Origin of the sequence: Collimonas humicola, assembly GCF_018304945.1 — a bacterium.
GTDB classification, from domain to species: Bacteria; Pseudomonadota; Gammaproteobacteria; order Burkholderiales; family Burkholderiaceae_D; genus Collimonas; species Collimonas humicola.
Genome location: NZ_JAGQEE010000004.1, coordinates 116,938 through 134,839, shown reverse-complemented (window position 1 = coordinate 134,839; position 17,902 = coordinate 116,938). Strand labels below are relative to the sequence as shown.

Below are 17,902 nucleotides of genomic sequence, written 5' to 3'. Positions count from 1 at the left end.
CAGGCCGATTGGCGCATGTCAAAAAAACATCGCGCGGCCAGCTGTCACGGGCAGCCGGCTGCGCTTGCTTCATGCTGCCGGCAAATCGTCTTCGATATAGGCGCGCACCACATCGTCGAAGCTGCTTTCACCGACGAAGCCGAGATCGACGGCGCGGCTGGCGTCCCAGGCGCCCGGCCAGCTGGAAATGATGCGGTCTATGGCGGGATCGTGTTGCCATTCAATGCGTGCGGCGACTTCCTTGCCGGCGACGCGCTCCAGCGCCGCCACCATCTCCGCCACGCTGACCGAGATCCCCGGCAGGTTGACGGTGCGGCTTTTGCCCAGCACATCGGCCGGCAGCGCATAGCCATGGACCAGGCAGGCGATCACCTTGCGCGGCGACAGCAGCCACAGGCGCACGTCCGGCGCCACCGGGCAGATCGCCGGCTGGCCGTTGAGCGGTTCGCGGATGATGCCGCTGGCGAAAGAGGAGGCGGCCTGGTTGGGTTTACCGGGGCGTACGCTGATGGTCGGCAGGCGCAGCACGCGGCCGTCGACGAAGCCCTTGCGGCTGTAGTCGTTGAGCAGCAATTCGGCGATCGCTTTTTGCGCGCCGTAGGACGATTGCGGATTGAGCGCGGTATGGTCTTGCACCACAGCCGGCAGGACGCCGCCGAATACCGCCACCGAACTGGTGAAGATCACCCGCGGCACGTGGCCGCAGGTGCGGCAGCGTTCCAGCAGCAGGCGCGCCGCATCCAGGTTGATGCGCATGCCGAGATCGAAATCCGCTTCCGCCTGGCCGCTGACGATCGCCGCCAGGTGGAAGATCGCCGCGGTCTGGCTGGTGATCACGCGTTCCAGCAAGGCGCTGTCGGTGATGTCGCCGGTGACTTGTTCGATCCGGCTGTCGTCGAAGCCGCTGGCGGCAACCACGTCCACCAGGACGATCTTGCTGATGGCTTGCAGCTGGCCGCCGCGGTCGGGCAGGCTGCCCTGTTGCAGCAGGCTGCGCGCCAGGCGCTGGCCGAGGAAGCCGGCGCCGCCGGTGATGACTACTTGCATGATGATCCTTTTTTATTCAATGGTGTTTGCGTTCTACAGCCAGGGCTTTAGCCAGCCCAGGCCGGCGGACGTAGCGCCGCGCGGCCGGTATTCGCAGCCGACCCAGCCCTGGTAGCCGAGCTCGTCGATCAGCGCGAACAGATAGGGATAATTGATCTCGCCGCTATCCGGCTCATGCCGCTCCGGCACGCCGGCGATCTGGATATGGCCGATGCCGGCTTGCGGACGCAGCATGTCGCGCTTGAGCTTGACGGCCAGGTCGCCTTCGACGATCTGGCAATGATACAAATCGAACTGCACCTGCAGGTTAGCGGCGCCGACCTCGGCGCAAATCGCCTGCGCCTCGTCCTGGCGGTTCAGGAAGAAGCCGGGAATGTCGCGCGTATTGATCGGCTCGATGACGATGGTGACGCCATGGGCGGCGGCCTGGGCCGCGGCATAGGCCAGGTTCTCCAGGTACACCGCGCGGTGCCGGGCACGGTCCTGCTGCGGCTGGATCAGGCCTGCCATCACATGCAATTTACGGTTGCCCAGCACTTGCGCATATTCCAGGCCGGCGGCGACGCTGCGCTTGAATTCATCTTCCCGTCCAGGCAAGGAGGCAAGGCCGCGTTCACCGCTCGCCCAGTCGCCAGGCGGCGCGTTGAACAGCGCCTGGGCCAGGCCGTTGTCCTGCAGTCTTGCCTGCAGTTCAGCGGCGGCATGGTCGTAAGGGAACAGGAATTCAACGGCCTTGAAGCCGTCCCTGGCCGCGGCGGCAAAGCGGTCGAGGAAAGCATGTTCGTTGTACATCATGCTCAGGTTGGCGGCAAAACGCGGCATTGCAGGCTCCTAAAAAATAAGTGTTATCGATTGACCATTTTAGGTGGTGTCTTCAGGATCGCAATGGCGCCGATCACCAGCATCCCCGCCAGCATGAACATGCCGGTCTGGTTGTTGTGCGTAGTGTCTTTCAGCCAGCCGACCAGGAACGGGCTGGCGAAACCGGCCAGGTTGCCGACCGAGTTGATCACCGCAATGCCGGCCGCGGCGCCGGTGCCGGACAGGAAAGCGGTCGGCAGCGACCAGAACAGCGGCGAGCAGGTCAGCACGCCCATCGCCGCCAGCGACAGGAAGGCGATGGCGATCACGGTATTGTCGGCGGCCAGCGCCGAGACGATGAAGCCGACCGCGCCCAGCAGGGCTGGCACGATCAGATGCCAGCGCCGTTCCCGCATGCGGTCCGAGCGGCGGCCGATCAGGATCATGGCGAACACCGCGCAAAGGAAGGGAATCGCGCTGATCAGGCCGATCTTGAAATCGCCCACTACGCCGGAGGCCTTGACCAGGGTCGGCAGCCAGAACGTCAGTCCGTACTGGCCCATGACGATGCAGAAGTAGATCAGGCACATATGCCAGATGCGGATGTCCTTGAACACTGCCGCGGTCGTTTTCGGGCTGTGCATGTCCTTCTGGTCGGCGCGGATTTCAGATTCCAGGAAATCCTTCTCCGCTGCCGTCAGCCATTTGGCCTTGCGGATGCTGTTGTCCATCACGAAGAACACGGCGACGCCCACCAGCACCGCCGGCACTGCTTCGATCATGAACATCCATTGCCAGCCGTGCCAGCCGCTGGCGCCATGGAAAGCCTGCATGATCCAGCCCGACAGCGGATTGCCGAAGATGCCCGAGATCGGAATCGCCGCCATGAAAGTGGCGACTACCTTGGCGCGCCGATGCGAGGGAAACCAGTAGGTCAGGTAGAGGATGATGCCGGGATAGAAGCCCGCCTCCGCCAGGCCCAGCAGGAAGCGCAGGACATAGAACTGGGTGGGAGTCTGCACCCAGGCGAAGCAGGCCGACAGCAAGCCCCAGGTAATCATGATGCGGGCGATCCACAGCTTGGCGCCGACCCGGTTCATGATCAGATTGCTGGGCAGCTCGAACAGGAAGTAGCCGAGGAAGAAGATGCCGGCGCCGAGGCCGAAGATGGTTTCGCTGAAGCCCAGGTCCTGCGACATCTGCAGCTTGGCGAAGCCGACGTTGACGCGGTCCAGGTAGGCCACCACGTAACACAGCATGATGAATGGCACGAAGCGCCAGAATACTTTCTTGTACAGATTTTCCGCTTGTTCAGCCGGCAGGCTGACGCTGGCCTGTGCGGCCCTGTTGTCTATCGTTGCTGACATCTTGTCTCCACCAATGTGATTTTTATGTATGCGGTTGTTTCTATTGCTTGAAACTTACCAGCCTGCGCCAAATACCCGATACAGCTCGTCCAGGGCCGCGGCGCTGAGCGGCTCCGGTTTGTTTTCCAACATCAGCCAGAGCCGCGCGGTTTCCTCCAGCTCTTCCAGCGCGAACGCCGCCTGCGAAACGCTCTCATGCCACAGCACCGGCCCCAGCCGTTCCAGCAGGACGCCGCGCACCGAGGCCGCCAGCAGCTTCACCTGTTCCGCCACCTGCGGATCGCCGGGGCGGCAATAGGGAATCAAGGGAATCTGCCCGACCTTCATCACTTGATAGGGCGTAAGCGGCGGCAGCACGCATTGGTCGTGCCAGACGCCGGCCAGCGACAGCGCCACCAGATGGGTCGAATGAGTGTGCACCACGGCCTGCGCCTGCGGGTTGTTGTCGTAGACCGCGCGATGCAGCGCCAGCGTCTTCGACGGCTTGTCGCCGGCTACCCATGTTCCGCTCAGGTCGACCTTGGCGATCTGCGCCGGCGTCAGGCGGCCGAGGCAGGCATCGGTCGGCGTGATCAGCCAGCCATCGTCCAGCCGGGCGCTGATATTGCCGGCGGTGCCGACGGTGTAGCCGCGCTGATACAGGCTGGCGCCGGTTTCGCAGATTTCCGCGCGCAGCGCCTGCTCTTTCAATGTCGTGTTCATAGACGGGTTTCGCCCAGCTGACGCAGCGCCTTTTCAAAAAAATCCGTGCTGCCGAAGTTGCCTGACTTTAGCGCCAGCGCCAGCGCTGGGGAACCCTCTGCGGCTATCGACGCGGTCGCCGGCACGCCCGGATCGATTTGCGCGCCTATGCGCAGGGCGCGTATGCCTAGCGCCTTGACCACCGCGCCGGAAGTTTCGCCGCCGGCAATCACGAAGCGCCGCACGCCGCCGGCCTGCAAGGCGACGGCGATATCGGCCAATGCCTGTTCGATCAGCAAGCCGGCGCGTTCCACGCCGAGCTCGGCCTGCACCTGCCTGACCTGCTCCGGCGTGGTGGTTGCGTAGATCAATACCGGCTGCCGTTCGAGATACTGCTTGGCGAAAGCCAATGCCTGCGCCACCACAGCTTCGCCGCGCGCCAGCGCCAGCGGATCGAGACGGAACGCCGGACGCTTTTCCATCCATGCAGCGACCTGGCCATTGGTTGCCTTCGATGCGCTGCCGGCCAGCACCGCCGACCAGCCTGGAACGCCAGGCAATGCGCCGGCCTTGGCGCCTTGCTGCGCTGGCAGCAGGCCGGCCCTGACGAAATTGGCGGGCAGGCCGAGTGCAATACCCGAGCCGCCCGTCACCAGCGGTAGGTCCGCGCAAGCGGCGCCGATGGCGTACAGGTCCTGGTTTTCCAGCGCATCGACGATCGCCATCCGCACGCCTTGCCGGCGCAGGCCGGCGATTTCTTCATGGATCTTCTCACTGCCCTGAGATACTGCCGGATAGCCGATCAAGCCAACCTTGGATGGCGTCTGCTGCTGCAGCACGCGCACCAGGTTGGCGTCGGTCATCGGCGTCAGCGGATGATTCTGCATGCCGGATTCATTCAGCAGCTGGTCCTGGATGAACAGATGGCCGCGATACAGGGTGCGCCCGGTTTCCGGGAAGACCGGGCAGGCAATAGTGAAATCACTGCCCAATGCCTGCAGCAGAGCGTCCGTCACAGGACCGATATTGCCCTTGGCGGTGGAATCGAAGGTGGAGCAGTATTTGAAAAAGAACTGGCGGCAGCCTTGCTGCTGCAGCCAGTGCAATGCGGCCAGCGAATCGGCTACCGCTTCGGCTGCCGGAACCGTGCGCGACTTCAGCGCCACCACGATGGCGTCGACATCCTGCGGGGCGGCATCCGGCACGCCGATGGTCTGCACGGTGCGCATGCCTTCGCGCACCAGCATGTTGGCGAGGTCGGTGGCGCCGGTAAAGTCATCGGCGATGCAGCCGAGCAGCGGGCCTGTTGTTGTCTTTGATTGCTCTGGCATGGCTTACTCCTGCGCCGCCGGCAGCGTGATCCCGGGGAAAATCTTGATCACGGCGGAATCGTCCTCGCCGCCATGGCCGGCGGCTGACGCCGTCATGAACATCTGATGGGCGGCGGCGGACAGCGGCAACGGGAATTTGCTGGCGCGCGCGGTATCCAGCACCAGGCCCAGGTCCTTGACGAAAATATCGACCGCCGAGAGCGGCGTGTAATCCGCTTTCAGGATATGCGGCACGCGGTTCTCGAACATCCAGGAATTGCCGGCGCTGTTGGTGATGACTTCGTACAGCGCGTCGGCGTCGACGCCTTCGCGCAGGCCCAGCGCCATCGCTTCGGCAGCGGCGGCGATATGCACGCCGGCCAGCAGCTGGTTGATGATCTTGACCTTGGAGCCGACGCCGTGGGCGTCGCCCAGCCGGTACACCTTGCTCGCGATCGCCGCCAGCACCGCTTCGCCCTTGGCGTAAGCGGCGGCGGGGCCGGACGTCATCATGGTCATTTCGCCGGAAGCGGCGCGCGCGGCGCCGCCGGACAGCGGCGCATCCAGAAACAGCAGCTGCAGCGCGGCCAGCCGTTCGCCCAGCTTGGCCGCGTACTCCGGCGCCACCGTGGCGCTGGCGATCACCAGGCTGCCGGGGCGCATCGCCGCGGCAGCGCCTTGTTCGCCGAACAGCACCTGCTCGGTTTGCGCGGCATTGACCACCACTGTGATCACCACATCGCATTGCGCGCCGAGTTCGGCCGGCGTGCCGCAGGCAATGCCGCCTTCGCTGGCGAACTGCTGCAAGACTTGCGGGCGCACGTCGCAGGCATAGGTGCGGAAATCCGCGCGCAGTAAAGAACGGGCAACGCCCAAGCCCATGGCGCCAAGGCCGATAACACCTACATTGATAGTCATTTGCTGGTCCTGATTAACGGGTTTTTGTCGTGCTCTTGGCTTTGGCTTGCGGCGCCGCCTTGGCCGCGACCGCGCCTTGCGATAGGCGGCGCGCCGCGTTGAACATATGGTTTTGCGCGGCATTGCGCGCTGCCAGCGCATCGCCGGCGGCGATGGCGGAAGCGATGGCGGCATGCTCTTCATAGACCTGGCGCATGAAGTCGTCGCGCCGCGCTTCATTGCTGCGGGTGACGGCGGTAGCGGCTTCCAGGTACTGGCTCAGGAAAGCCAGCGTCTGCAGCAGGAAAGGATTGCCGGTGGCCTCGGCGATGCTGCGATGGAACATCACGTCGGCCATGACGCCGTCGCCGCCGGCGTTGACGTCGGCTTCGATGCCTTTCAGTGCCGTTTCAATGGCTTTCAGCTGGCGCGGTGTGCGGCGGGTGGCGGCCAGCGCCGCGACTTCGGCATCAATGGCGCGGCGCAGCTCGACGATCTGCAGCACGGCGTCGGCGGAGGACGCCTGGTCGAACTGGATGCGCAAGGGCCGCAGATGGCCTTGCTCGCTGACATACACGCCGCTGCCCTGGCGCGGCTCGACCGCACCCTCGTTCTTCAAACGGGAAATCGCTTCGCGCACCACGGTGCGGCTGACGCCGAACTGCTCCGACAGCACAGGTTCGGTCGGCAATCTGGCGCCGGGGCCGAACTCGCCGGTTTGTATCTTTTTCAGCAATTCCTGGGCCACGGTGTCGCTCAGGGACGTGCGGTTGGCATTCAGTTTATTGAACATATCGTCTCGTCCGCCTGCATATTTTTATCGTAATGTGACCATATCATCATACGAATTTCTGGAGAAATCAAGGCCTGTTGCAAATACTATGTTGCCGCAGCGACAGAAAATGAGGGAAAAGGCGGACTTTGACAGTGCAATTTGTCGAAGATGGCAGATGTTTTAGCTACAAACTTGCAGCGCATCTTGTGGCGGCAATTTCTGCATCCGTTAAATATCGGACGGACACAGAAATTGCTATGTCTGATTCAAAACGGCTGCGCAGGGCTATCGAACCCTTGACACCCCCCCGCAATCAATCAAAGCTTAAGCATGTAAATACCCTGTTGCTTGTTATCGCAGCTGAGGGCGACCGCCGGCGCGGTACGCTTGCAGTTGACGGGGCCCGCCCAAGTGACAAAGGCGTCTCCTGCTTCGCTTACCGCTACGTTTGGCACGCCAAGAGTGTAGGCTCCGGCAACCAGTTTCCATGGTGAGAAGCCTGCCTGTACGCTATATAGGGATGTGGCCAGATAGATATTTCCATTTGCATAAACAACCATTGCGGCAACGCCCTTGCCGGCGCGATTCATGGCAAAGCGCAGCGGAATATTGGCTATTTTCTTGCCTATGGATTCGTAGTTGGAGCCAAGCAATTGCGGCGAAGACAAAGCGTTGCCGGGCAAGGCATTGGCGAACACAGGTCGTGCGCTTGGGCGCGATAGGTCACCGGATAATTCTTCCCATACCACTACCCCATTGCCGCTTTTATCCATCGCCAGTATCGGCGGTTGGAATATAAAAGAGGCTGGCGTCATGCCCACGGTATAGTTGATTTGCCCGGTAGCCGCATCGCGCGTGACCAAGCGTAAGGAACAGGTGCTCACGGCCGGGTCAATCACGGTATATGCATAAATCGAATAGCGTGCATTGGCTACCGCGACGTTGGGAGAGCGCCATGGGTTTGATCCGCATGAACCGCCGACCACATTGCTGCGGATGTTTTTGGCAGGTTGCGATACGGCGCTGGCAATATTCAGGTCGAAGGCATTCAAGTTGCCGTCCGAATATACCGCAACCGCATTGCCGGCAGGATCTGAGGCGAAGGCCTGGTAACTTGCTTGCGAACTGTTTGCCAGCATGGCAATGGCGCTCGGCGCGGCGTTGCCGCTTTGGCGATATATCTGGACTGTCGGGATATTGGGAATATAGTCCGAGAAGGTGATACGGCTATCGTCGAGTATTTGCAGGTCGCTGTTGTTGGCTTCGCCCGCAAAAATCGTGACTGGAGATAGCATATCGGTCGCGCTTGGCGACCAGCCGGTGTCATGTGCGTAACGCAGGATGCGGCTCTTGTGGTTGAACCAGGTGGCAACCTTGCCTGGCAACGGCTCGGTCCAGCCGAGCACTGCATCGCCACTGGCGTTCATGCGCAGTGCGAATCCGGTACTGAGCGTATCTATGCTGAGCGTATCGCTGGCGACCGGGTCGAATTGTCCTACTTGTGTCAGCTGCTTGCTTGCGCCCCACTGTCCTGCACTAGTTCCCTCGGCAAAATAAGCAGTATTTGCTGAGCCGGTGCGTTCCCTCCACACGGCAAGGACTTTGCCGCCCGGACCCGCTGCGACTGACGGTTGCACAATGACGGCATCGCTGCCGGCGCCGATGGCGCCGCTGATATTTGCCATCGGGATGGTACCGCTGTGTGCTAAGCCAACCTGCACTGTTCCTGACGTTTGTCCGCTTGCATTCAGGCCATCGTTGAAGGTGACGTTAGGATCGGGCGTGGCCGGGGGCGGTGTCGGGGTCGTGGTTGGCGGCGAGACTGGAGGCGTAGTCGGAGCGGTTGGAGGCGGAGCATTGGTGACTGGAGCTGGAGTACTGCCGCCGCCGCCGCCACCGCCGCCGCATCCGGTGAGGACAAGGGTCAATAAAGCCAGGGGCGCAAACTGGCTGACTTTTTCATGTAATTTGAGCATCGATTCTTCCAATTTTAACTATATTTATTGAAATATTATGTTACGCAACGTTACATTTTGGCAAATAATTTATCTCATGCAATTACAAAGAGTGGCTTTCAAAGTGGCGCGGGGTAGCTCGGGCTTTGCTGCCGCTTGCAGAAAACAGCAGTCTGTGAAAACGGTTGAAGGGCGCATGCAGGAAAGGCCGGTCCTTGCTTTGTGTTAATGGACTCAGAAAGGCTGCTGATTAAGATGGCATGCCATGTGCAAGGCCTGGCGTAGTGCTTGCGGTAGAATCCTGTCCTTGTGGAAATACGCCTGTTCACCTTGCTGTCACGGATATTTGATGAATAAAATTGCGCGCCCCATCCTTGTTGTGCCGCTCATGGCGTTGGCCATGCTAAGTAATTCGGTGCTGGCGCAAATCAAGATCGGCGTCGACATCGCCGTCACCGGCCCGGCAGCAGCCATCGGCGCACCCACCAAAAACGCCATCCTGCTGTGGCCGAAAGAGATCGCCGGCCAGAAGGTCGAGTACATCATCCTGGACGACGCTTCCGATCCGACCAACGCCGTGCGCAATGCGCGCAAGCTGGTCAGCGAAGAAAAGGTCGACCTGATCGTCGGCCCCAACACGACGCCGGCTGCGCTGGCGCTGCTGGACGTGGCGGCCGAGTCCGGCACGCCGATGCTGGCGCTGGCGGCTTCGGCCTCGATCGTCGAGCCGCAGGACGCCAAGCGCGCCTGGGCCTTCAAGCTGCCGCAAAACGATTCGCACATGGCTACCATCCTGACCCAGCACATGGCCGACAACGGCATCAAGACCGTCGGCTTCATCGGTTTTGCCGACGCCTACGGCGACAGCTGGTGGCGCGAGTTTTCGCACCTGGCCGAGCTGCGCAAGATCAAGGTGGTCGCCGGCGAGCGCTATAACCGGAACGACAGCAGCGTGACCGGGCAGATCCTCAAGATCATGGCGGCACAGCCGGATGCGGTATTGATTGCCGCTTCGGCGACGCCGGCGGTGCTGCCGCAAAAGACCCTGGTCGAACGCGGTTATAAAGGACGGATCTACCAGACCCATGGCATCGCCACCGCCGATTTCCTGAAGGTGGGCGGCAAGGATGTCGAGGGCACTTTCTTCCCCACCGGCCCGGCTGTGGTGGCCAAGCAGCTGCCGCTGTCCAATCCGGTCAGGAAGATCGCGCTCGATTTCACCCGCCGCTATGAAGCCGCCTATGGCGCCGACACCATGACGCAGTTTGCCGCCGATGCCTGGGGTGCCTATATGCTGATCGCCAACGCCGTGCCGCAGGCGCTGACAGCGGGGCCGCCCGGCAGCAAGCAATTTCGCGCCGCGCTGCGTACCGCATTGGAAAACACCCATGACCTGACGATCCCGCAAGGCGTGGTCAACATGAGCCCCAAGGATCACGTCGGACTGGACCAGCGCTCGCGCGTGATGGGACGCATCGTCAACAATAAATTCAGCTACGCCTACGGCGGTTGAGCCCTATCAAGAAAATCGAAAGCAAAAGAAGATGAATTCGTTTGGTTTGTGGTTGCGCGGTTTTATTCCAGGTCCTGTGGTGGTCAACGCCACTGAACGCATGCGCGCCTGTTGCGGCGCTTTGCTGGGAATTCTGCTGACCGGGCTGGTGAGCCACTGGGCGCTCGGTCCGGGCGCTCCCTTGCCCATGCTGATTGCGCCGATGGGGGCTTCGGCGGTGCTGCTGTTCGGGGTGCCGGCCAGTCCGCTGGCGCAGCCCTGGTCCATCATCGGCGGCAACCTGGTGGCCGCCGTGATCGGCGTCGCCTGCGCGCGCTGGGTCCACGATCCGGTGTTTGCCCCGGCGCTGGCGGTGTCGCTGGCGATCGGCGCCATGTTCGCCTTGCGCTGCCTGCATCCGCCCAGCGGCGCGGTGGCGCTGACGGCGGTGCTGGGCGGACCTGCGGTGACCAGCCAGGGCTTCCATTTCGTTTTGACGCCGGTGTTGCTGAATTCCTTCCTGCTGCTTCTGGTCGCGCTGCTGTTCAATAACGCCACCAAACGCCGCTACCCGCACAGCGCCCACCAGGATCCGGCCAAGCTGCACAAGACCAGCGACCAGCCCAGCGGAGCCCGGGTCGGTTTCACGCAAGAAGACCTGGACTACGTGCTGCAGCAATATAACCAGGTGCTGGATGTCAGCCGCGACGACCTGGAAAGCCTGATCCTGCAGACCGAGATGCACGCCTACCAGCGCCGCTTCGGCGCCATCACCTGCGCCGACATCATGTCGCGCGATGTGGTCAGCGTCGAGTACGGCACTTCGCTGGAGGATGCCTGGGCCCTGCTGCTGAAGCACCGCATCAAGGCCTTGCCGGTGATTAACCCGGCGCGGCGCCTGGTCGGCATCGTCACCCAGACCGATTTCATGCGCCAGGTGGATTTGCAGCTGTACGCCGGTTTCGAACAGCGCCTGAAGCAATTCCTGCGGCGCACCACCGGCATGCATTCGGACAAGCCGGAAGTGGTCGGCCAGATCATGACCGCTGCGGTGAAGAGCGCAGCGTCGGCTATGCATATCGTCGAGCTGGTGCAGCCGCTGTCCGATTCCGGGATCCACCATATTCCGATTGTCGACGATGAGAACCGGCTGGTCGGCATGGTGACCCAGTCCGACATGGTGGCGGCCTTATACCGGGGCAACGCAAACCTGGCTGCGCTTTAACCACACTTTAGGCAGCGGCGATTGCCGCCAGGCCGCGCCGGCCTTACAATGGCGGGGTTTTGGTGCACGCGGACATGCCCATGTCCGCAGTTAAACGGGAAACACGGCGCTAGGCGATATCCAGTGGATTGGAACAGCCGAATCGAGAGTGCAAGGCGCGTATCCGACGCGCAGGGCAAGGCGCACAGCGGAGCAATAGCGGGACTATTGCGAGCATGTGCAACGCCGCCATGCGTGTCGGATACGTGACAGGCGCTCTTGATTTGGTTGTTACAGTCCGCTAATCCGCCAGCCAACGTGTGCTGCCCCCGCAACGGTAAAACAAGCGCCGCCAGTCCGTCTCCAACCAGGGGGCGGCAGGCGGCAGAGCGCATCTCGTACCACTGTGCTGGTGAAGTATTTCGCAAGTGAGGGAGCCGCAGAAGTGCTGAATTTTTGTGCCAGGCTAGGCGGATGGCCGCCCCGCGCAAACCGGAGCGATAGTAAGACTATCGCGAGGATTTGCAACGACGCATGGCGCAAAAAGGCAGTGCTTATGTGGCTTCATCATTTGCGAAACACTTCACCATTGGCATGGGAAGGTTATGCGCTCCGACTTGTTAGCCCGGATACCGGCCAGATCAGGGGGAGCGAGATAGCGGCGGGGTCACGTTTGTGCCACGTCTGTGCCTTGCGACTGTTGCAACCGGGCTTGCGGGGAAGCAGGCCGGGGACTCTTATCGTATCCAAACATGACTTTATCTTTATCACGCCGCTCCGGCGCGACCCTGAAGCCGCTCGCGCTGGCTTCCGCCATTCTTTCCTGCAGCGTCGGCTCTGCTTTCGCCCAAACCGTTCAGGACCAGAATCTGGGGCCGGTGGTAGTGACCGCTGCCCGCGTCGAGCAGCCGCAAACCGATGCCTTGCCGCACACCACGGTGATCAGCGCCGAAGACATCCGCAATTCGCAAGCGCCTGATTTGCCGGCCTTGCTGGAGCGCCAGGCCGGCATCCAGATTACACGCGTCGGCGGCCCCGGCCAGCAGGCCTCGCTGTTCATGCGCGGCGCCAATACCACGGAAACGCTGATCCTGATCGATGGCGTGCCGATCCGCCGCCAGGCATCCTTCGGCTTGCCGGCGCTGGAAAATATCCTGCCTGAGCAGATCGATCATATTGAAATCGTGCGCGGCAACGTCTCGGCGATCTACGGTTCCGGCGCCATCGGCGGCGTGGTGCAGATTTTCACCAAGCGCGGCAATGGCGCGCCGGCGTTCAATGCGTCGGTCGAAGCCGGTTCGCGCGGCACTTATCAAGGCAACGTCGGCGTCAGCGGCAAGAGCGGCGACACCCGTTACGCCCTGGCCCTGACCCGTTTCAAGACCGACGGCTTTTCGGCGCAGAACCCGCTGCAGAACCCGAACGTCAATCCCGACCGCAACGGCGATGCCAACACCAGCGTCTCGGCATCGGTATCGCAGGAATGGCGCAAGGGCAATGAAGTCGGCGCCCGCATTTACGCCAACGACGCCAAGTACACTTTTGACGACGCCTACGGCACGCCGACCGACCAGAATCGCGGCCATTCCAAGAGCCAGTCGATCGCCGTGTTCTCCAAGAATAGCTTTACCCAGGACTGGACTTCGACGCTGACGCTGTCGCAAAACGTCAACCGCGACAACCTCGACGACCTGAGCTTGTTCGGCAACAGCAGCAATGGCTACAAGAGCACGCAAAACCTGCTGCAATGGGCCAATGAATTGCGCGTGTCGCCAATGTGGACAGCGACCGCCGGTATCGACGCCGGCCGCGAAAAGGCGGACGTCAATGCCAACAGCAGCTTCGGCAATTCCAGCAACAGTTTTTCGCGCTCGACTTCCAGCGTGTATGCCGGCGCGCTTGGCAAAATCGGCGCGCATCAGCTGCAGCTCAATCTGCGCCATGACGATGTCGGCGGTTCCGGTTCGGACAATACCGGCTACCTCGGCTACGGCTTTGCGCTGACCGACAGCGTCAAGCTGATCGCCAATGCCTCGACCGCATTCAACGCGCCGACGCCCGTGCAGTTGTTTGACCCGTTGTACGGCAACGCCAATCTCAAGGCCGAGCGTTCCAAGTCCTATGAGCTCGGTGTGCAGTATGCAGCCGGCGCTACCTTGTTGCGCGCCACCTTGTTCGATACCCGCGCGCGCGACCAGTTCGGCTACGATCCTGTGACTTTCCGGGCCATCAATATCGCCCGCGCCAAGAACCAGGGACTGGAGCTGAGCGCCAGCGCCACACTGCTTGAAATCGACTGGCGCGCCAGCCTGACCTTGCAGGACCCGAAAGACGAATCGACCGGCAAGACCCTGGTGCGCCGCGCCAAGACGCTCGGCTCCTTCGGCGCGGCGAAGAGCTTCGGCGCCTGGCGTGTCGGCACGGATGTGCAGTACACCGACAGCCGCTCCGATATTCCCGGCAACCCGCAGCTGGCGCCGTACTGGCTGACCAACGCCAATGCGCGCTATCAGCTTACCAAGCAGACTTCGCTGTTCGGCCGCGTCGATAACCTGTTCAACCGCGACTATCAAACCGCCTACGGCTATAACCAGCCGTCACGCGGCTTGTTTGTTGGTGTAAATTGGCAGCAGTAACTCTTTAGGCCTGCTGCGCGCCTCAATCTCCGGCCTGTGATGCTCACTGTACTAAAGTACGGTTGCGCGTCCCGGCCAGACCTTGAGGCGAAGTCGGCGTAGCTGAGGCTACGGCTGAAAGAGCCACTGCAATTTGCGAATAAACTGACCTGCGAAGCGACTCGTTCATTGACTAGCATCACTACACTGCGCCGCGCCATCCTGATCCTGTGCTGCCTGACGGCAGCCGCAGGATTGGCGCTGTCGCTCGCGGTGCTGTGCGGCAGCAGCGGCTGCGGGCGGCCTTTGCTTGCAGACCAGATCTATCTTTCCTTGCGCCTGCCGCGGGCGCTGACTTCTTTCGTCGTCGGCGGCCTGCTGGCGCTGGCCGGGGCGCTGATGCAGGTGTTGCTGCGCAATCCCCTGGCCGATCCTTATGTACTGGGCTTGTCCGGCGGCTCGGCCGCTGGCGCCTTGTCGGCCTTGCTGGTGGCCAGCCATTTCGGTTTCGTCGGCGACACCGCCGCTGCGCTCGGCGCCGCCCTCGGCGCGGGGCTGGCGGTATCGCTGCTGTTCGGCCTGGCGCGCCAGGCTTTGCGGCGCCTGCCCAGCGTGGCCCAGCATAGCGGCCATCGCTTGATTCTTACGGGCGTGATGATCGCCGCCGGCTTTGGCGCGATCGTGACGCTGGTGCTGACCCTGGCGCCCGATGCACAGCTGCGCGGCATGCTGTTCTGGCTGATGGGCGACCTGGAAGACGGCCGCCTGCTGTTGCCGGCGGCGCTGCTCTTGCTGCTGCTCTTGCTCTGGAGCGTGTCCAAGGCGCAGCAGCTCAATTTGCTGGCGCGCGGCGAGGGTTTCGCCCAGCTGCTTGGCGTACCGGTTTTGCGCTTGCGCTGGATGACCCTGGCGGCGGCGTCGCTGGCGACCGCGGCAGCGGTGACGGTGGCCGGTACGATCGGCTTTATCGGACTGGTTGTGCCGCACGCGATCCGCCTGCTGGTCGGCAACGATCAGCGCATCCTGCTGCCGGCCAGCGTGCTGGCGGGCGGCGCCGCGCTGGCGCTGGCCGATCTGGCGGCGCGCACCGCGGTGGCGCCGACGCAGTTGCCGGTGGGCGTGATTACCGCCCTGGTCGGTGTGCCGGTGTTCCTGTGGCTGCTCTCGCGCAGCCGTGCATGAGGACGCGCTCATGAGTGAATTTTCCGCACCGCTGCTTGCCGCCGAACAGCTGAGCGTCGGCGTCGATCATAAAATCCTGTGCAAGCGGCTGGACTGGCAAGTGATGCCGGGCCAGTTCTGGTGCGTGCTGGGCCGCAACGGCATCGGCAAAACCATATTGCTGCATACGCTGGCGGGCCTGGCGCAACCCGCCAGCGGCCGCGTGGCGATCCAAGGCAATGCCATCGGCAGCATCAAGCCGCAGCAGCTCGCGCGCCTGCGCGGCTTGCTGGCGCAGCAGCAGGCCGACGCCTTTTCCAGCAGCGTGCTGGCGGCGGTGATCGCCGGCCGCCATCCCTATCAGTTCGGTTTCGGCTGGGATCGCGAGGAAGACCGCGCCCAGGCCATGCAAGCCTTGCAGCGCGTCAGGATGGCCGCTTTCAGCGAGCATGACGTGATGCGCCTGTCCGGCGGCGAGCGCCAGCGGGTGGCGCTGGCGACGCTGCTGACGCAGGATCCATTGCTGTTGATGCTGGATGAGCCGACCGCGCACCAGGACGCCGCGGCGCAAATCGTGGTGATGGAATTGCTGCATAAGGTAGCAAACGCATTGCCGCGGGAAAAAGCGGTGATCGCAGCCTGTCACGACATCAACCTGGTGGCGCGCTACGCCAGCCATGTGCTGCTGCTGGGAGATGGCCAGACCTGGCAGGGCAGCGTCGACAAGGTGCTGCAGCCCCAGCTGCTGCAGGCGGCGTTCGGCTGTGCGTTTGAAGTGCTGGATATCGGTACGCGGCGCATGTTCATGCCGCTTGCCGATACTGTCTCAGTATCAGCCTGAGTTATGCCGGTGGCTGCGCGCCAGGTCGAGCTTCCGGCACAGTTCGGCGGCGCCGTCCAGTATGCGCGGGCCGGGGCGGCTCATCCAGTCCGGCGTCAGCGTAAACAGATTGCCGCCGGCCACTGCCGCCAGTTTGGGAAAACGGCGCCAGCCGGTATCCGGGGCATTGCTGCCGTCGGCAGCGAAGATCACTTCCGGATTCGCCGCCAGCACGGCTTCGGTGCTGACCGTGGGCGCCAGCTGTGGCAGCTGGCCGAACACGTTTTCGCCGCCGCACAGGCGGATTACGCTGGACACCATGTGGCTGCCGTTGAGGGTCATCAGCGGCTTTTGCCAGATCTGGTAAAACACCCGCACCGGCGGCCTTTGCTGATAAGTTGCGCCCAGCTGCGCTAGCCTGGCGTTGAAGGCCTTGGCCGCTGCCGCGCCGCTATCCGGGACGCCAGCCAGTTGCCCCAGGCGCTGCAGCGACGAGGCGATTGCTTCGAGCTGGTGCGGTTCGCTTTCAAATACAGGAATTCCGAGTGCGCGCAGCCTGGCGAGCTGGCTGGCGGAATTGCCGCTGCTCCAGGCTATTACCAGGTCCGGCTTGAGGGCGGCGATGCGCTCGATGTCCAGCGCGCTGCTGCTGCCGACCGAGGGGAGTTGCCTGGCGGCTGGCGGATAGTCGCTGTAGTCGCTGGCGCCGACTACGTAGCCGCCGGCGCCGGAGGCGAACAGCAGTTCGGTGGCGTGCGGCGCCAGGCTGACGATGCGCCGGGCCGGCTGCGGCAGGGTGACTGTGTGCCGGGCATCGTCCTGGACCGTGATGGGAGCGGCGGACACGGCAGGCGGAGCCGCCAGACTCGCCATGCAGAATGCGGCCGCAGCTGCCAGCTTGTGCGTTCCTCGATGGCAGGAGTGGCGCAGCTTATATCTCCAGGTTGTCGATCAGGCGCGTGGTGCCCAGCTTGGCAGCGGCCAGCACCACCAGCTTTTCACCTTGCGCCAGGTCGCCGGCGGCCGGCGCCTGCAGGTCGCAGCGCTTGCGGATCGAGATGTAGTCGGGCTTCCAGCCGCGGCTGCCGAGCTGCGCCATTGCTTCCTTTTCCAGCTCGAAGATGTCCAGATGGCCGGCGCGCACTTCTTCTGCGACCTGGTTGAGCGTCTTGAACAGGGCCGGCGCTTCTGCGCGTTCCTCGGCCGACAGGTACATATTGCGCGAGGACAGCGCCAGGCCGTCGTCGGCGCGCCAGGTTTCGGCGGCGATGATTTCGGTCGGCAAGGCGAACTGCTTGGCCATGTTGCGGACGATCATCAGCTGCTGGTAGTCCTTCTTGCCGAACACCGCCACGCGCGGCTGCACGCAGGAAAACAGTTTCAGCACCACGGTCGTCACACCGGTGAAAAATCCCGGGCGGAATTCGCCTTCCAGCGTATTGCCGAGATCGTCGGGCGGCCGCACGCGGAATTCCTGCGGTTCCGGATACAAGTCTTTTTCGGTCGGGGCGAAGAGGACGTAGACGCCTTCCTTTTCCAGCTTCTCGACGTCGGCGGCGAAGGTGCGCGGGTACTTGTCGAAATCTTCGTTGGGACCGAACTGCAGGCGGTTCACGAAGATGGAAGCGACGATAGGATCGCCGTGTTTCTTGGCCAGGCGCATCAGCGACAGGTGGCCCTCATGCAGGTTGCCCATGGTCGGCACGAATGCGGTGCGCAGTTGGCCGCGCAGCTGGTCGCGTAGCTCTTCGATCGAGGAAATGATTTTCATAAATAA

General features: G+C 62.8%; 15 protein-coding genes. 5 read left to right on the top strand and 10 right to left on the bottom strand.

Annotated features, from left to right (window positions below):
* Nucleotides 1-69 precede the first annotated feature (69 nt).
* The 8 genes from denD to KHU30_RS14595 all read right to left on the bottom strand — a co-directional run bounded on the left by denD (nucleotide 70) and on the right by KHU30_RS14595 (nucleotide 8,854).
* Nucleotides 70-1,047 (bottom strand): D-erythronate dehydrogenase, encoded by a 978-nt coding sequence (gene denD / locus KHU30_RS14630; protein WP_211443366.1) that lies wholly within the window; start codon nucleotides 1,045-1,047, stop codon nucleotides 70-72.
* 33 nt (nucleotides 1,048-1,080) lie between these two features.
* On the bottom strand, nucleotides 1,081-1,869 hold the full coding sequence (gene otnI, locus KHU30_RS14625; RefSeq protein WP_211443365.1) for a 2-oxo-tetronate isomerase: 789 nt from the start codon (nucleotides 1,867-1,869) through the stop codon (nucleotides 1,081-1,083).
* A 23-nt stretch (nucleotides 1,870-1,892) separates the two neighbouring features.
* A complete protein-coding gene (locus KHU30_RS14620; protein ID WP_211443364.1) occupies nucleotides 1,893-3,215 on the bottom strand; it encodes an MFS transporter in 1,323 nt (440 codons plus the stop codon).
* Nucleotides 3,216-3,269: 54 nt separating this feature from the next.
* Nucleotides 3,270-3,917, bottom strand: a complete 648-nt coding sequence (otnC, locus tag KHU30_RS14615; RefSeq protein ID WP_211443363.1) for a 3-oxo-tetronate 4-phosphate decarboxylase — start codon at nucleotides 3,915-3,917, stop codon at nucleotides 3,270-3,272.
* The gene (gene otnK / locus KHU30_RS14610) at nucleotides 3,914-5,227 is read right to left on the bottom strand and encodes a 3-oxo-tetronate kinase (protein ID WP_211443362.1); all 1,314 of its coding nucleotides are present in this window, start codon (nucleotides 5,225-5,227) and stop codon (nucleotides 3,914-3,916) included. Before otnK ends, otnC begins: the two co-directional genes overlap by 4 nt.
* Before the next feature lie 3 nt (nucleotides 5,228-5,230).
* A complete protein-coding gene (gene ltnD, locus KHU30_RS14605) occupies nucleotides 5,231-6,124 on the bottom strand; it encodes an L-threonate dehydrogenase (protein ID WP_211443361.1) in 894 nt (297 codons plus the stop codon).
* A gap of 13 nt (nucleotides 6,125-6,137) precedes the next feature.
* Entirely contained in the window at nucleotides 6,138-6,896 is a 759-nt protein-coding gene (locus KHU30_RS14600) for a FadR/GntR family transcriptional regulator (RefSeq protein ID WP_211443360.1), read from the bottom strand.
* Between the two features lie 299 nt (nucleotides 6,897-7,195).
* Nucleotides 7,196-8,854, bottom strand: coding sequence for a hypothetical protein (locus KHU30_RS14595; protein WP_211443359.1), 1,659 nt, complete (start codon nucleotides 8,852-8,854; stop codon nucleotides 7,196-7,198).
* A gap of 328 nt (nucleotides 8,855-9,182) precedes the next feature.
* On the opposite strand from KHU30_RS14595, the gene KHU30_RS14590 reads away from it, so the two are divergent.
* The 5 genes from KHU30_RS14590 to KHU30_RS14570 all read left to right on the top strand — a co-directional run bounded on the left by KHU30_RS14590 (nucleotide 9,183) and on the right by KHU30_RS14570 (nucleotide 16,146).
* Nucleotides 9,183-10,346: an ABC transporter substrate-binding protein gene (locus KHU30_RS14590; RefSeq protein ID WP_211443358.1), complete on the top strand. Its 1,164-nt coding sequence runs from the start codon at nucleotides 9,183-9,185 to the stop codon at nucleotides 10,344-10,346.
* Nucleotides 10,347-10,377: 31 nt separating this feature from the next.
* Entirely contained in the window at nucleotides 10,378-11,550 is a 1,173-nt protein-coding gene (locus KHU30_RS14585) for an HPP family protein (protein WP_211443357.1), read from the top strand.
* A 731-nt stretch (nucleotides 11,551-12,281) separates the two neighbouring features.
* Nucleotides 12,282-14,165, top strand: coding sequence for a TonB-dependent receptor plug domain-containing protein (locus tag KHU30_RS14580; RefSeq protein WP_211443356.1), 1,884 nt, complete (start codon nucleotides 12,282-12,284; stop codon nucleotides 14,163-14,165).
* 168 nt (nucleotides 14,166-14,333) lie between these two features.
* Nucleotides 14,334-15,326, top strand: a complete 993-nt coding sequence (locus KHU30_RS14575) for a FecCD family ABC transporter permease (protein ID WP_230411181.1) — start codon at nucleotides 14,334-14,336, stop codon at nucleotides 15,324-15,326.
* Between the two features lie 10 nt (nucleotides 15,327-15,336).
* Nucleotides 15,337-16,146 (top strand): ABC transporter ATP-binding protein, encoded by an 810-nt coding sequence (locus KHU30_RS14570; protein ID WP_211443355.1) that lies wholly within the window; start codon nucleotides 15,337-15,339, stop codon nucleotides 16,144-16,146.
* Here the strand turns inward: KHU30_RS14570 and KHU30_RS14565 are convergent.
* Both KHU30_RS14565 and panC read right to left on the bottom strand, forming a co-directional pair.
* Nucleotides 16,138-16,998 (bottom strand): cobalamin-binding protein, encoded by an 861-nt coding sequence (locus KHU30_RS14565; RefSeq protein WP_211443354.1) that lies wholly within the window; start codon nucleotides 16,996-16,998, stop codon nucleotides 16,138-16,140. The genes KHU30_RS14570 and KHU30_RS14565 overlap by 9 nt on opposite strands.
* A 58-nt stretch (nucleotides 16,999-17,056) precedes the next feature.
* Nucleotides 17,057-17,896, bottom strand: a complete 840-nt coding sequence (gene panC, locus KHU30_RS14560) for a pantoate--beta-alanine ligase (RefSeq protein ID WP_098493834.1) — start codon at nucleotides 17,894-17,896, stop codon at nucleotides 17,057-17,059.
* Nucleotides 17,897-17,902 lie beyond the last annotated feature (6 nt).

Coding starts and splice junctions, on each gene's coding strand:
- KHU30_RS14600 (WP_211443360.1), bottom strand. CDS start 6,896: ATGTTCAATAAACTGAATGCCAACCGCACGTCCCTGAGCGACACCGTG.
- KHU30_RS14580 (WP_211443356.1), top strand. CDS start 12,282: ATGACTTTATCTTTATCACGCCGCTCCGGCGCGACCCTGAAGCCGCTC.
- KHU30_RS14595 (WP_211443359.1), bottom strand. CDS start 8,854: ATGCTCAAATTACATGAAAAAGTCAGCCAGTTTGCGCCCCTGGCTTTA.
- KHU30_RS14570 (WP_211443355.1), top strand. CDS start 15,337: ATGAGTGAATTTTCCGCACCGCTGCTTGCCGCCGAACAGCTGAGCGTC.
- ltnD (WP_211443361.1), bottom strand. CDS start 6,124: ATGACTATCAATGTAGGTGTTATCGGCCTTGGCGCCATGGGCTTGGGC.
- panC (WP_098493834.1), bottom strand. CDS start 17,896: ATGAAAATCATTTCCTCGATCGAAGAGCTACGCGACCAGCTGCGCGGC.
- KHU30_RS14590 (WP_211443358.1), top strand. CDS start 9,183: ATGAATAAAATTGCGCGCCCCATCCTTGTTGTGCCGCTCATGGCGTTG.
- KHU30_RS14565 (WP_211443354.1), bottom strand. CDS start 16,998: ATGGCGAGTCTGGCGGCTCCGCCTGCCGTGTCCGCCGCTCCCATCACG.
- otnK (WP_211443362.1), bottom strand. CDS start 5,227: ATGCCAGAGCAATCAAAGACAACAACAGGCCCGCTGCTCGGCTGCATC.
- otnI (WP_211443365.1), bottom strand. CDS start 1,869: ATGCCGCGTTTTGCCGCCAACCTGAGCATGATGTACAACGAACATGCT.
- KHU30_RS14620 (WP_211443364.1), bottom strand. CDS start 3,215: ATGTCAGCAACGATAGACAACAGGGCCGCACAGGCCAGCGTCAGCCTG.
- otnC (WP_211443363.1), bottom strand. CDS start 3,917: ATGAACACGACATTGAAAGAGCAGGCGCTGCGCGCGGAAATCTGCGAA.
- KHU30_RS14585 (WP_211443357.1), top strand. CDS start 10,378: ATGAATTCGTTTGGTTTGTGGTTGCGCGGTTTTATTCCAGGTCCTGTG.
- denD (WP_211443366.1), bottom strand. CDS start 1,047: ATGCAAGTAGTCATCACCGGCGGCGCCGGCTTCCTCGGCCAGCGCCTG.